Genomic DNA, 13912 nt, shown 5'->3' with positions numbered 1-13912 from the left:
CCCTCGTTGTCGAGAACCAGTCGCACGGCGCGTTCGCGGACCTCAGGGGAAAACTTGTTCGTCGTCTTGCTCATGATGCTCCATCCTACTCAAGAGTCGGAGCCTCCGGCAAACCCGGCGCGGTTCACAATGGCCGAAATGCGCGGCTCTAAGTGCGTTGTCAGCGTCGGTCAGTCTCGAGTCTTCGTTGTCCGCTTTAGGGAAGTTGATAGGGCAGCATCAAAGACCGGAGTTGGGGCCGTTTCTGACACTCTTATTCTTAGATTTGGCAGCGTGTCGGGTGTCCGCTTATGGGAAGTACCCTCGTGTGTCTTAACGACCGTAATGAGGGCGCAAAGCAGTCTTTTAGATATTCTTTGGCTCTCTAAGGCCTGATAAGCCAGTTCTCATGTTCGTCCGCTTTGGTGCGCCAAGCTTTTCCATTGATTTCATTGAAGTATTTGCTACTTCAGGGGGGCGAGCTTGGTGTCGCTAAAGCCCGCAAGGAGCCTTTATCGATCGATAGGCGCGGAAAGAATTTTGGCAGATCAATAAGTTGCTTCCTATGCGTTTGAGCCCCAATTCGACATCTGCTCGGGCTTAAGTGCCTAGTGACTAATTACAAATTTTAGCGCTAGAACGGCGTGTCAGCTCGTCTGTTATTTCTGACGACAGGCCCGGAGCGGGTGTTACCGCCCTGCGCCGAAGAGCACCGTGCGAACGGTCTTGAAAAGAATATAAATGTCTAGATCGAGCGACATATGCTTGATGTAATAGAGGTCGTAAGAAAGCTTTTCGATCTCTTCCGCATCGGTTGCCGCGTAGCCAGAGCGGACTTGTGCCCAGCCGGTTATGCCAGGCAGCACGAGGCAACGTAGCGCATATTTGGGCTCCAAAGATGCGCTGCTTTCGGCGACATATTCGGCGACGGGGCGCGGTCCGATCAGGCTCATATCGCCGCGTAAAATATTGTAAAGTTGCGGAAGTTCGTCAAAGCGCAGCTTCCGTAGCAGTTTGCACCCGGGAATAATTCGGCTGTCGGCGTGTGTTGTCGATCCACCCTCCGTACCATTGTACATGGTCCGGAACTTGTACATGCGGAAGCTTTGGCCTCGATAGCCGCGGCGATTTTGTACGAAGATCACGGGGAAGCCGTCCCGCAGGCCGATGTATAAAGCTACCAGCAGAGCGAGCGGGACTGTGACGGGCAAGCTCGCGAGCACCGCGACAATATCAAAGAGACGTTTGCAGCGGGCATAGAGCACTTGGCTCGAACTATAGGCGAGGTGCGAAACCTCAAAACTCGCAACCTCGAGCCGCCCCAATAGCGTCTCGCGATAGGCAGCCCAGGGCATGATGTCTATGCCGCGCAGATAACACGTCGCTAAGATTTTAGACCACGCTTCACTGTGGTGCGCTTGCGGATCAATGAGTAGGATCTCGGTCTCGTCGAGCGCATTGGGATCCGCATCAATAATGCGGATATTGCCCAGCTCGGACGCCACGGCGTCAGCTTGGTCAAAACGAGCAAGCGCAACATGCGCTCGTATTGTGCGCTGGAACCGCAAATTGGCGAAAGCCATGCCCAGGATAAGAATTGGCGTGGCGAGCAAAATCGCCTGGTAGCTGATCGGCAGGCGCAGGGCCGACAACAGTGTCACCGCAGTGGATAGCAACCCGACCGACACCAATGTCGCGGATAATATGGCCGCCGTATGTCGCCTTAGCCCGGTTAGAATGAGCGTGCACAAAACGGGCACGAGCATTAGGACAATGCTGGCTGTGCCGATATTGCTCCAGTCGCTCCGCCCGGCTCTGGTTACCGTTAGGATATAAGCGCAGGCCATAAGCAGCGCAGTGATAAGAGTTGGTGCCGCAAAACTTATCAACTCGCGGAGGTAGCGATTGCGGCGCATCCTGCCGCCCTGAGCAACAACATAGGAAAGATTGTGGCCGAGGGGGGCGGATGCGGAACTATTGCGGGAGTGCTGATCTGACATGCCAATTATTCCCACACCACATATCGTTGCTTGTCTTGCTCTGTCGGCTACACGATGGGGCATTGTCAACCCTGCTTCCCTCGGTTGGGCGCGCCTCTCCCTCACCGAGCGGAACGACAGGGGCGGTGGGTTCAAAATCATGTCTCAGCCTCCACCCTTGGCGCTGTGCGTGGAGTAATAATTTTCTGTGACAAACCGCGCGCCAATCCCAAAAGTCGCGTTTTCTGCAGGAAATGACGGTCAAAATTGTCGCGGGGCGCACGTGCTCCGGCCTCATAGGGCTCCCAAACATCGCACGAGATTGGCGCAGTTCCTATGCGTGCGCGACTAAATAGTGCTGGCGGATTTGCTCATTAAGAATACGAAATGTCATCGTACTGTCATGGAGTTACGTATGCGTCACTAGCCCCGGACGGCGGGGCGCCTCGCTAATCATATGAAGTTAAACGGGTTTGTTGGCGCCGGGATTCGGACTTTGTCGAAGGCTGTCAATCCCTGCGCCGCGCCGCGCGTTTAGGTTTTGTTAAAGCCTTCGTCGGCTGAGAATGCGATAATTCCCTAGGCTTTGTCATAGCCGATGAGAGGAATATCGACATGCGTCGCACGTCATCCATTGGTGCAGCTACCGTTGCTGCTATCGCACTTTCCCTGACCGGTGTTCTCGGCACTGTAGCTCAGGACGCTGCCATTTCGGGTACCACGCTCACCGTGTACACCCCTAACGAAGAAGGCATGCTGGAAAGCCTGATCCCAGTCTTTGAAGAAAAGACCGGCGTTCAGGTTCAGATCATCACCGCCGGCACCGGCGAGCTCTACCAGCGTATCCGCTCGGAAGCGTCGAACCCACAGGGCGACGTTCTGTTTGGCGGCGGCGCAGCACAGGCTGCAGCCCACACTGAATTCTGGGCTGAATATGTTTCGCCAAACAATGAATTCATGGTCGAAGCCGGCAAGAACGCCACTGGCTTCTTCACCCCATACCAGGCTGACGGCTCGAACCTTCTGGTCAACACCGAAGCGACCGCTGCAGCTGGCATTGAAATCAAGTCCTATGCAGACCTGTTGCAGCCAGAACTGAAGGGCAAGATTGCCTTCGGTGACCCAACAGCATCCTCGTCTGCATTCGCTCAGCTCACCAACATGCTCAAAGCTGTTGGCGGCGATTACGAGTCCGAAGCATCTTGGGAATTCGTTTCCAATCTCGTCACCCAGCTCAATGGCATCACCATCGGCTCGTCCAGCCAGGTTGCTAAGGACGTTGCAGCTGGCGAATACCTCGTTGGTCTGACCTACGAACCGCTTTCGCTCAACTTCGTCCTCTCGGGCGCGCCAGTCGAAATCGTCTACCCAGCAGAAGGCGCTGCCTTCCTGCCAGCAACGCTGCAGGTCATCAAGGGTGCACCAAACGAAGCTGCTGCTAAGGCATTCGTTGACTTCATCATCTCCGAAGAAGGCCAGACCATCCTTGCAGAAGAAACTGCAGGTCGTCCGCTTCGTGAAGGCGTCGTCAAGCCAGGTCTGCCAGCTCTGTCGGACATCCCGACCGTGCAGGAAGACGGCGCTTACGTAGCAGCGAACCGCGATGCGATCGTTGCCAAGTACCGCACGATCCTCGAAGCCAATTTCTAAGAACGTTTAACAACAAATAGGAGCAGCCCGGTGACCAGCATCGCGCTGCGCTCTCTGCGCAAAGAGTACAACGGCCAGGTCGCGATCCCAAATCTCGACCTGGACATTCATGAAGGTGAATTCTTCACGCTTCTTGGCCCCTCAGGCTGCGGCAAGACAACCTTGCTGCGCATGATCGCCGGTTTCAATTCCATTGAATCCGGGACGATCTCTTTTGACGATGTCGTCATCAATGATCGTTCGCCAGCGGCGCGAAACATCGGCATGGTGTTCCAGAGTTATGCCCTTTTCCCGCAGATGACTGCGGCGAAGAATGTTGCCTTCGGGCTGCAGACTCGCAAAGTCGAGAAGGCGGAGGCCGCTGAGCGTGTCTCCGTCGCCCTCAAGCAGGTCCACATGGACCATCTTGCGGATCGTCTGCCGGGCCAAATGTCGGGTGGTCAGCAACAGCGTGTGGCGCTTGCCCGTGCTCTGGTGATCAAGCCGGCTGTTCTGCTGATGGACGAACCGCTGTCCAACCTTGACGCCAAGCTGCGCGTTGAGATGCGTGACACCATTCGCGAAGCGCAGCGCGCTTCCAAAATTACCACCGTTTACGTCACCCACGACCAGGAAGAAGCCATGGCCGTGTCTGATCGTATCGCGGTGATGAACCAGGGTGTGGTGCAGCAGTGCGATACGCCCGCTGAAATCTACCGCAACCCGGCAAATCGCTTCGTGGCTGAGTTCATTGGCAAGACCAACCTTATCGAGCGCGAAATTGAAAAGCGCGGCGATCAGACCGTTGTCGATCTCGGCGACGGCGTTGTGCTGGACGTGACCAATCGCATCGATCCGGCGGCCACGGGCAAGGTCCAGATTTCGGTCCGCCCAGAGGCCGTGCACGTGGGCGACAATGGCTTGCCAGCCGAAGTGGTCGAAGAAACCTTCCTCGGCTCGCATTCGCAAATCCGTGCACGTCTGAGCACTGGCGAAACCGTAGAATTCCTTGAATTCTCGATCCGTGACGCGCTCTGGCAGCGTGGCGACAAGGTGTCCTTGGTCTTCAAGGACGACGTTTTGACCTATTTTGATGCCGTCACTGGCGTTTCGATCACGCGGAGCAAGTCCAAGTGAGCGCAACTCGGCAGAAGTTCGACGGTTGGACCACGGTCGCCGTCGTTCTCACCGCTGGCTATTTGTTGATGGTGATCTGGCCGTTGATGACGGTCATGTTCAACAGCTTCAGCGCCGACGGTGAGTTTTCACTGGCGGGCTTTGAGAAGTTCTTCTCCTCGCGCCTTTACTATTCCACCCTGTGGAACAGCGTTCTCGTTACGGTTTGCGTGACGGTTCTGGCGCTCGCCGTGGCTTTCCCGCTCGCCTATTTCATGACCATGTTCCGCGTCCGCGGTTCGGGCATCATCCAGATCCTTATTCTGGCCTCCATGATGTCGCCGCCGTTCATCGGCGCTTATTCTTGGATCCTCATGCTGGGCAACAACGGCATGGTGACCCAGCTCATCCAGGATGTATTCGGCGTCAAACCACCGAGCATCTATGGCTTCCCGGGCATCATTCTCGTGCTGACCCTGCAGCTTGTGCCGCTGATCTTCACCTATCTCATGGGTGCTTGGCGCACGGTCGACGTGTCGCTGCTCGAGGCGGCTGAAAGCATGGGTGTTACGGGGCTCCGTCGCGCCGTCCAAGTTATTGCGCCGCTGCTCTGGCCAACGGTTCTCGCGGGCTCGCTCTTGGTTTTCGTGCGTGCCTTTGCCGATTTCGGCACGCCAATGCTGATCGGGCAGGGCTTCCGGACGGTTCCAGTGTTGATCTATTCGTCCTTCGTCGGTGAAGTTTCGACCGACCAGAGCTTTGCCGCTTCGGTCGCCGTCATCGTCATCCTCGTGACCATGTCGATCTTTCTGTTCCAGAAATATCTGGCCAGCCGTCAGAAATTCTCGATGACGGCGATGCGCACCATCGAGCCAAAGCAGATCAAGGGTTGGGCAAACTTTGGCGTTCACGCCTATGTCTATTCCTTCCTCTTCCTCGCGCTCGCACCTTTGGTGGTGGTGGTCATTTCCTCCTTCCGCAACACCCTATACGGCCAGTTCGTCGATGGGTGGGGCTTTAAGAACTATGTCGGCTCGCAGCGGGATATCTGGCGCTACATCGGCAACACTTTTGGCATTGGCCTCACCGCCCTCGCCATTCTGGTGGTGATCGCTGTTCTGGTTGCCTATCTCGTTGTGCGTCGTAAAGGCTGGCTCAGCAATGTGCTCGATACCATGACCATGGTGCCTTATGTGGTGCCGGGCTTGGTTATCGGTATCGCGCTGATCACTGCGTTCTCGACCGGCCCGCTGATCCTCACCGGTTCGGCGCTGATCATGGTGCTGTCACTGACCATCCGTCGATTGCCCTATTCGGTGCGCTCGACGACCGCGCTCATGGGCCAGCTCAACCCAGCCATTGAAGAAGCGGCGATGAGCCTAGGCGCGTCCAAGTGGACAACCCTCACGCGCATCATCGTTCCGGCGCTCGGCCCGGGCATTCTCTCGGGCGCGGTTCTGAGCTGGGTGACCATCATTACTGAGCTTTCGACAACGCTCTTCCTTTACAACACCAGCACCCAGACCTTGGCGCTCGGCATCTATGCTGAGGTGATCCGTGGTCAGTTGGGCACGGCCGCAGCGCTCTCGACCATTCTACTGGTCCTGACCATGGCCTCACTCTTCCTGCTGATGAAGCTGGGGAATAAGGACATCAAGATCTAAGCCAAACGCTTATCGAGACTACAAAAACAAACCGGACCATCGCGAGGTGGCCCGGTTTTTTCTTGCGTCGATGCAGAGGGAATTAATCCCAAACGTCGGTCATAGCTTGCGCGACATAGTCGAGATGCGCCGTCATCGCGGCGCGTGCAGCGTCCGCATTCCCGGCCAAAACGGCATCTGCAATAGACACGTGGTCGGAAAGAATATGCGCTCGAACGGCGTCGATATCGCCAAGGTGCCGGTGAAACTGCTCGTCGACCGCTCCCGTCCGCGAGGCCCAAAGACCTTCCAGCGTTTCGCGCAAAACGCTATTGCCGGAAGCTTCAGCCAGCGTCATGTGCAAAGTACGGTCGCTGTCGGACGACCATTGCCCGGATGCTGTCTCTTCGCCCATGCGGATGAGCGTTTGCTTGAGACGTTCCCGACCGGCAGGAGAGATGCCTTGGCTGGCCAAGGCCGCCGCTTCCGGCTCTAAAAGACGTCGCACGGCCATAATTTCAACGGGCGATGCGCTCTGCTCGGGAAGATCGGTTTCGCGGGCCAAAGGCCCTTTAACGAAAGCGCCGACGCCAACACGCACCTCGACCAAACCGGCGACTTCCAGCGCGATCAGCGCTTCCCGCACTGTCGGGCGCGATACGCCCAGGCTTTGGGCCAAGTCGCGCTCTGAAGGCAGCTGTACGCCGGGCGCGACCGCGCCAGCCGCGATCTGATCGCGGATCTGATCGGCAATCTGGATATATAGTTTTCGGTTTGAAACGGCCTGTAGTTTCATGACCACCTCCACAACACACCATAGGCATTACCGGTCAACCTGTCTACTGGTCAGACCACTTGACAGGCGTACTAACATGTTACTATGGTCGGGGCAGGGATAGCTGAGGAGCCTCCCTGAGGAGGACATCACTGTGGCGCAAAATCCGGCTGGGAACGTGAACGCGACGCTTGTGCCGCTGGTCGAGATGACCGGTGTCGACAAGTCGTTTCCCGGCGTCCGCGCTCTCTCCAATGCGCAGTTTCAACTCTTGCCCGGTGAGGTTCATGCTCTCATGGGAGAGAATGGCGCGGGCAAGTCCACGCTGATGAAAATCCTTTCTGGCGTCTATTCTCGCGACGCTGGCAGCGTGCTTGTTAACGGCGCTCACACTAACATCAGCTCGCCGCGCGAGGCCCAGGCGAACGGCATTTCCATCATTCACCAAGAGCTGGCACTGATGCGCGATCTCACTGCTGCGCAGAACATTTTCATCGGTCGCGAGCCGCGCAAGTTCGGCATTCTCAATGAAGCCAAGCTCAACCGCGATGCCGCGGAAATTTTCGCGCAGATGAATTTGAAGCTTGAGCCAACGGTGAAGGTCGAAACTCTCACCATCGCCAAGCAGCAGATGATCGAGATTGCCAAAGCGCTGTCTTATCGCAGCAGTGTCCTCATCATGGACGAGCCGACCGCTGCGCTTAACGACGCCGAAATCGCCGAGCTGTTCGCCATCATCAATCGCCTTAAGGCGGACGGTGTTGGCATTGTTTACATCTCCCACAAGATGGATGAGATCAAGCGTATCTCCGACCGCGTCACCATTATGCGCGACGGCGAATATGTTGGCACTGTTCCGGCAGCTGACACACCGATCGAAACCATTATCTCCATGATGGTAGGGCGCGCGTTGACCAATGAGGCGTTGGTCATTCCGGACACGTCAAACGCGCCAGTGGCGCTCGATGTCCGAAACTTCTCTCGTGGTCGCGAAATCCGCGATGTCAGCTTTACCGTTCGCAAGGGCGAAATTCTCGGCTTTGCCGGGCTGATGGGCGCTGGCCGCACCGAGGTTGCACGCGCGATTTTCGGCGCGGATCGTCGTGACGGCGGCGAGGTCTATATCAACGGCAAGCGCATCACCATTAATTCTCCCAAGGACGCTGTCGAAGCGGGCATTGGGTATCTCTCCGAAGACAGAAAGTTCTTCGGTCTCGCCACCGGGATGGACGTGCGCAACAATATCGCTCTGGCCAGTCTTGGGCGCTTTACCCACGCGGGCGGCGTGCTCGATGAGGGCGGCATGGCGGAAGCGGCCAAGGGCTACATTCGCCAACTTGCCATCAAAACACCGAGCGACGGGCAAGAAGCGCGCCTGCTCTCGGGGGGCAATCAGCAAAAAGTGGTCATCGCCAAATGGCTGCTGCGTGATTGCGATGTGCTGATTTTTGACGAGCCCACGCGCGGCATCGACGTCGGTGCGAAATCTGAAATCTATAAATTACTCAATGCTTTGGCAGCGGAAGGCAAGGCGATCATCGTGATTTCCTCCGAGCTGCCGGAGATACTGCGCTTGGCCCATCGGATCGCTGTCATGTGTGAAGGTCGCCTCACGGGCATTCTTCCCGGTGGCGCGAGCCAAGAAGACATCATGCGCCTGGCAACCATGCGCGACGGCATGGAGCTCAAGCGCGCGGGCTAAGCACCGCGCCAATTGAGGGGGGAGAGACAAACTATGACAGACGCCGCCGTACCCGCACAGAAGTCAGGCATTCGCATTTCGGGCGCCTTCCATCGACTGCTCGCCTTCTCAGGGCTTCTTGCGCTGATTATTGTCTTCTCTTTGGCCTCGCCCAATTTCATGCAGACCCAGAATATTCTGGCCATTCTGCAAGCGACTTCGGTCAATGGTGTCCTCGCCATCGCCGCGACGTTGGTCATCATCACGGGCGGCATCGACCTATCGGTCGGAACGCTCATGACTTTCTGTGCCGTCATTGCGGGCGTCCTGCTCACCTATCTCGGCTTGCCCCTGCCCGTTGGCGTGGTTGGCGCCATTCTCGCTGGCACTTGCGCTGGTCTCGTCTCCGGCACAGTGATTGCCAAGCTCAAAGTACCACCCTTCATCGCTACCCTTGGCATGATGCTGATCCTAAAAGGCCTGTCGCTGGTCATCTCCGGCACGCGTCCAATCTATTTCAACGATACGCCCGGCTTCACCCAGATCGCGCAGGGCTCTTTGGTGGGCGCTGTCATCCCCGCACTGCCCATTCCCAATGGCGTGCTGGTGCTGTTTGCCGTTGCAATCGTCGCCGCCTTCGTGCTGAGCAAAACGGCCCTTGGCCGCTACACCTTTGCTTTGGGCTCAAACGAAGAAGCGGTGCGCCTCTCCGGCGTTAACGTCGATCGCTGGAAGATTGCCGTTTACGCTACGGCAGGTTCGATCTGTGGCGTGGCTGGCATTCTCATCGCTTCGCGCCTCAACTCAGCGCAGCCCGCTTTGGGGCAGGGGTATGAGCTGGACGCGATTGCGGCGGTGGTTATCGGGGGCACTTCGCTCTCTGGCGGCCGCGGCACGGTGCTCGGCACGCTCATCGGCGCGCTTATCATTTCAGTTTTGGCCAATGGCCTGCGCATCCTTTCGGTGGCGCAGGAATGGCAGACGGTTGTCACCGGCTGCATCATCATCTTGGCCGTCTATGCCGACATACTGCGCCGCCGCACCCTTTAGCGGCGACGCTTGTATCGCGCCCCAATCTGGGCGCTGACGACCGGCTCTTTTGAGCCAAGACGTGAACACTTGGGAGGAGAAACCCTATGCTTAGACGTACTCTGCTCGGCGCCATCAGCGCACTCGCACTTGTCAGCGCTTCCGGCGTGACCCTTGCGCAGGATCAATATGACATCGCGCTGGTCTCGAAAGGTTTCCAGCATCAGTTCTGGCAGGCCGTAAAGGCTGGCGCAGAAAAGGCTGGTGCAGAGCTTGGCGCGACCATCACCTTTGAAGGCCCAGAAAGCGAAAGCCAGGTTGACCGTCAGCTCGATCAGCTGGCTGCAGCCCTCTCGCGTAGCCCAGACGCTATCGGCTTTGCCGCTCTCGACAGCCAGGCCGCCGTGCCACTGCTCGAACAGGCTAAGGCTGCCAACATTCCGATCATCGCTTTTGACTCTGGCGTCGATAGCGACATCCCGCTGACCACTGCCACCACTGACAACCTTGCCGCTGCCGCTCTGGCTGCCGACAAAATGTCCGAACTCATCGGTGGCGAAGGCAAGATCGCTGTTGTCGGTCACGACCAGACCAGCGGCACCGGCATTCAGCGCGTTGAAGGCTTCGTCAACCGCATCAAGGAAGCCCATCCAAAGATCGAAATCGTCACCGTTCAATACGGCGGTGGTGACCATCTGCAGTCGACCGAAGTCACCAAGTCGATCCTGCTGGCAAACCCAGACCTCAAGGGCATTTTCGGCACCAATGAAGGCTCGGCCATTGGCGTTGCCAACGGCAAGCAGGAGTTGAACTCCCAGATCGTCGTCATTGGCTTTGACTCCGGTGCCGCGCAAAAGGGCTTCGTTCAGTCCGGTCTCGTCAACGGCGCGATCACCCAGAACCCTGTGGGCATTGGCTACGAAACCGTCGCCGCCGCGATCAAGGCACTGAAGGGCGAAACCCTGCCGAAGGTCATCGATACCGGCTTCTACTACTACGACAAGGACAACATGGCCGATCCAGAGATCGCAGCCGTTCTTTACGACTAAGATTGTTACGGGGGGCCGGACGAGGGACCGGCCCCTTTCCACTTCATCAGGACCAAAGACATGGCCGATATTTCAGGCAAAATCGTACTCATTACGGCGGCGGCTCAAGGCATTGGCGAAGCCTCCGCGCGGGCCTTCGCAGCGGCCGGGGCCAAGGTTATCGCCACCGATATCAATGCGGCCAAACTGGCTGAGCTCAACGGCACTCCAAATATCACGACGCGCGTCCTCAACGTCCTTTCGGATGCTGATATTGCCGCTGCAGTCGCCGAGATTGGCCATATCGACGTGCTCTTCAACTGCGCCGGTATCGTCCATTCCGGCTCGGTCCTGGAGATGAGCGACGCCGATCTCGATTTTGCGCTCGATCTCAATGTCCGCGCCCAAATCCGCACCATTCGCGCCATTCTGCCCCAGATGCTCGAGCGCAAAGACGGAGCGATCATCAATATGGCAACCGTCGCCTCATCCATCAAAGGCGTGCCCAACCGCGCCGCCTATTCCATTTCCAAGGCCGCCGTTATTGGCCTGACGAAATCCATTGCAGGCGACTACACCACGTCCAACATCCGCGTGAATGCGATCTGCCCCGGCACTGTCGAAAGCCCGAGCCTGCACGACCGTTGGCACGCTACAGGCGACTTCGAAGGGGCCAAAAAAGCCTTCATCGCGCGCCAGCCGATTGGCCGTATCGCCCAGCCGCAGGAGGTTGCTGATCTCGCCGTCTATCTCGCCGGTGCCACCTATACGACCGGACAAGTCCACATCATCGACGGCGGTTGGACGGGCTGACCCCACCTGCCCATCGCCACTCAAACTCAGAGCCCCACCTCTCCCTTTGGAGGAGAGGTCGCCGCTAAGCGGCGGGTGAGGGGGCCTTACTGGATCGGTGCACAATGAAGATCACATCGCTCTCTACTCATGATTTGCGGTTCCCCACTTCGGCCTCGCTCGACGGCTCGGATGCGATGAACCCCGATCCAGATTACTCCGCCGCCTATGTGGTGCTGGGCACCGATGGTGCGTTGGAAGGTCATGGCCTCACCTTCACCATCGGCCGCGGCAATGAAGTTGTGGTTGCCGCCATTAAGGCCCTCACCGATCGCGTCGTCGGGCTAGACCTTGCTTGGATTGCAGAAGACCCCGGTCGCTTCTGGCGCCATGTCACCGGCGATAGCCAGCTGCGCTGGATTGGCCCAGACAAGGGCGCGATGCATCTGGCAACCGGTGCGGTGGTCAACGCGGTCTGGGATCTTTTGGCCAAACAAGCCAATAAGCCGGTCTGGCTCTATGTCGCCGAGATGAGCCCGGAACAGCTCGTTTCCATCATTGATTTCCGCTACCTCACCGACGCCATCACCCCTGATGAAGCCCTTGCCATCTTCCGCAAGGCCGAGGCGGGGAAAGCCGAGCGCATCGCCACACTGCGTCAGGAAGGCTATGCGTGCTACACCACATCGGCAGGCTGGCTCGGCTATTCCAACGAAAAGCTCACACGCCTCGCCACCGAAGCGGTCGAAGCAGGCTTTAACCATATCAAAATGAAGGTTGGGCGCGACCTTGCCGACGATATTCGCCGCCTCGAAATCGTCCGCTCCATCATGGGGCCAGATCGCTATCTGATGATCGACGCCAATCAGGTTTGGGAAGTCGATCAGGCGATTTCATGGGTCAATGCGCTCCAGCGCTTCAATCCTTATTTCATCGAAGAGCCGACCAGCCCCGACGACGTCGAAGGCCATCGCAAAATCCGCGAAGCCATTGGCCCGGTCAAAGTCGCCACCGGCGAAATGTGCCAAAACCGCATTCTCTTCAAGCAGTTCATCACGCGCGAGGCCATTGATATCGTCCAGATTGACGCCTGCCGCATTGGTGGGCTCAATGAAGTGCTCTCGGTTCTGCTGATGGCTGCGAAATACGGCAAAGCCGTCTGGCCACACGCCGGTGGCGTTGGTCTTTGCGAATATGTGCAGCACCTCTCGATGATCGATTATCTCGTGGTCTCGGGCACCAAGGACGGGCGCGTGATCGAGTTCGTCGATCACCTGCACGAGCATTTCCTTGATCCCTGCGTCATCCAAAATGCGGCCTATATGCCGCCTGAACGCGCTGGGTTCTCCATCGAGATGAAGCCGTCCTCCATCGCAGAAAATACATTTCGGGGCGCATAATGGATCTCGGTCTTAAAGACAAAGTCGTCATCGTCACTGGCGGCGGCTCCGGCATTGGCGCTGCCATCAGCTTGGGTCTTGCCGAAGAAGGCGCCATCCCAGTCATTGTCGCGCGGTCGGATCTGTCGGCAGATTTCTCCGCCAAACTGTCAGCCCACGCCCCGAACTACGGCTTTGTCAAAACTGAACTCTCAGACGACGCCGCCTGCCAGCGCGCGATCGAAATCGTGGCGGAAAAATTTGGCCGCATCGACGGCCTCGTCAACAACGCCGGTTTTAATGACAATATCGGCCTTGAAGCGGGTCCTGCGGCCTTCCGCAAATCGCTCGATGCCAATCTCATCCACTATTACAACATGGCCCATTTCGCCCTGCCGTGGCTCCGGCTGTCCAAAGGCGCCATCGTCAATATCTCCTCCAAAACCGCAATCACGGGGCAGGGCAATACGTCCGCCTATGCCGCCGCCAAAGGTGCGCAACTGGCCATGACGCGCGAATGGGCGGCAGCCCTCTTGCCGGATGGCATTCGCGTTAATGCGGTTATTCCTGCCGAGGTGATGACGCCACTTTATCGCCGCTGGGTCGATAGTTTCGATAATCCCGAGCAAAAACTGGCGGATATCACCAAAGCCATTCCGCTTGAGCAGCGCATGACCACGTCTGAAGAAATTGCGGCCGACGTGGTTTTCCTCCTCTCCAATGCCAAGTCCGGGCACACCACCGGGCAATGGCATTTCGTTGATGGAGGCTACACCCATCTTGATCGGGCGCTCAGCGCGTCCTGATGGGAAATGCTCTTTCAGATCAATCAGTAGGCGGTTTCATCAGCTGCGGGAGGGCCTTCGCAAAAATGCTTGCATT

General features: G+C 57.6%; 11 protein-coding genes. 9 read left to right on the top strand and 2 right to left on the bottom strand.

All coding sequences use genetic code 11. The features are described from left to right. Positions 1-668 precede the first annotated feature (668 nt). Positions 669-1979 carry a sugar transferase gene (locus HKD40_RS13115; protein WP_169196222.1) on the bottom strand — a complete coding sequence of 437 codons (1311 nt, stop codon included), beginning with the start codon at positions 1977-1979 and terminating at the stop codon, positions 669-671. Positions 1980-2573: 594 nt separating this feature from the next. Here HKD40_RS13115 and HKD40_RS13110 point away from each other — a divergent pair. From HKD40_RS13110 to HKD40_RS13100, 3 genes are read left to right on the top strand one after another with little or no spacing between them, the layout of a single operon-like run. Then, positions 2574-3608, top strand: coding sequence for an extracellular solute-binding protein (locus tag HKD40_RS13110; protein WP_169196221.1), 1035 nt, complete (start codon positions 2574-2576; stop codon positions 3606-3608). Positions 3609-3638: 30 nt separating this feature from the next. Then, positions 3639-4724, top strand: coding sequence for an ABC transporter ATP-binding protein (locus HKD40_RS13105; RefSeq protein WP_169196220.1), 1086 nt, complete (start codon positions 3639-3641; stop codon positions 4722-4724). Further along, positions 4721-6367 carry an iron ABC transporter permease gene (locus HKD40_RS13100; protein WP_169196219.1) on the top strand — a complete coding sequence of 549 codons (1647 nt, stop codon included), beginning with the start codon at positions 4721-4723 and terminating at the stop codon, positions 6365-6367. The genes HKD40_RS13105 and HKD40_RS13100 overlap by 4 nt, the downstream gene beginning before the upstream one ends. Positions 6368-6449: 82 nt before the next feature. Here HKD40_RS13100 and HKD40_RS13095 read toward each other — a convergent pair whose 3' ends face one another. Beyond that, positions 6450-7142 carry a FadR/GntR family transcriptional regulator gene (locus HKD40_RS13095; protein ID WP_169196218.1) on the bottom strand — a complete coding sequence of 231 codons (693 nt, stop codon included), beginning with the start codon at positions 7140-7142 and terminating at the stop codon, positions 6450-6452. A 187-nt stretch (positions 7143-7329) separates the two neighbouring features. On the opposite strand from HKD40_RS13095, the gene HKD40_RS13090 reads away from it, so the two are divergent. The 6 genes from HKD40_RS13090 to HKD40_RS13065 all read left to right on the top strand — a co-directional run bounded on the left by HKD40_RS13090 (position 7330) and on the right by HKD40_RS13065 (position 13836). Next, the gene (locus HKD40_RS13090; protein WP_169196231.1) at positions 7330-8823 is read left to right on the top strand and encodes a sugar ABC transporter ATP-binding protein; all 1494 of its coding nucleotides are present in this window, start codon (positions 7330-7332) and stop codon (positions 8821-8823) included. Between the two features lie 33 nt (positions 8824-8856). Next, the gene (locus HKD40_RS13085) at positions 8857-9852 is read left to right on the top strand and encodes an ABC transporter permease (RefSeq protein WP_169196217.1); all 996 of its coding nucleotides are present in this window, start codon (positions 8857-8859) and stop codon (positions 9850-9852) included. Between the two features lie 86 nt (positions 9853-9938). Beyond that, positions 9939-10880: an ABC transporter substrate-binding protein gene (locus tag HKD40_RS13080; protein WP_169196216.1), complete on the top strand. Its 942-nt coding sequence runs from the start codon at positions 9939-9941 to the stop codon at positions 10878-10880. Between the two features lie 60 nt (positions 10881-10940). Next, on the top strand, positions 10941-11672 hold the full coding sequence (locus tag HKD40_RS13075) for an SDR family oxidoreductase (RefSeq protein WP_169196215.1): 732 nt from the start codon (positions 10941-10943) through the stop codon (positions 11670-11672). 104 nt (positions 11673-11776) lie between these two features. Then, positions 11777-13051 (top strand): L-fuconate dehydratase, encoded by a 1275-nt coding sequence (locus HKD40_RS13070; protein WP_169196214.1) that lies wholly within the window; start codon positions 11777-11779, stop codon positions 13049-13051. Further along, positions 13051-13836, top strand: coding sequence for an SDR family oxidoreductase (locus HKD40_RS13065; protein ID WP_169196213.1), 786 nt, complete (start codon positions 13051-13053; stop codon positions 13834-13836). The genes HKD40_RS13070 and HKD40_RS13065 overlap by 1 nt, the downstream gene beginning before the upstream one ends. Positions 13837-13912: the final 76 nt, after the last annotated feature.

This window comes from Devosia sp. MC1541 (assembly GCF_012847305.1).
Lineage (GTDB): Bacteria > Pseudomonadota > Alphaproteobacteria > Rhizobiales > Devosiaceae > Devosia.
The sequence above is the reverse complement of the archived record's forward strand: the minus strand, read 5'-3'. Positions and strand labels throughout refer to the sequence as shown.